1 protein-coding gene is annotated in these 209 nt (G+C 56.0%); it reads left to right on the top strand.

Annotated elements, in window-relative coordinates:
* Positions 1–4: 4 nt before the first annotated feature.
* Positions 5–209: iron-containing alcohol dehydrogenase (locus tag LJE08_RS14870; RefSeq protein ID WP_370633292.1), on the top strand; the 205-nt coding region annotated here is incomplete at its 3' end.

Raw genomic sequence — 209 nt, 5'->3', positions numbered from 1 at the left:
CGCAATTGTCGCCTCGCAATTCGTTGAATCCGTGCCAGCCAACACGACGGCCTGGACTGGTCTGGACGTCTTGACGCACGCTACGGAATCATACGTTTCCGTAATGGCAACTGACTACACGCGTGGCTGGTCGCTGGAAGCCATCAAGGGCGTTATGGAAAATCTTGAGGCATCCGTCAATGGCGACAAGCTGGCCCGCAAGAAGATGC

It is taken from the genome of Holdemanella sp. DFI.5.55, assembly GCF_020593575.1.
GTDB lineage: Bacteria > Bacillota_I > Bacilli_A > Erysipelotrichales > Erysipelotrichaceae > Holdemanella > Holdemanella hominis.
The sequence above is the reverse complement of the archived record's forward strand: the minus strand, read 5'-3'. Positions and strand labels throughout refer to the sequence as shown.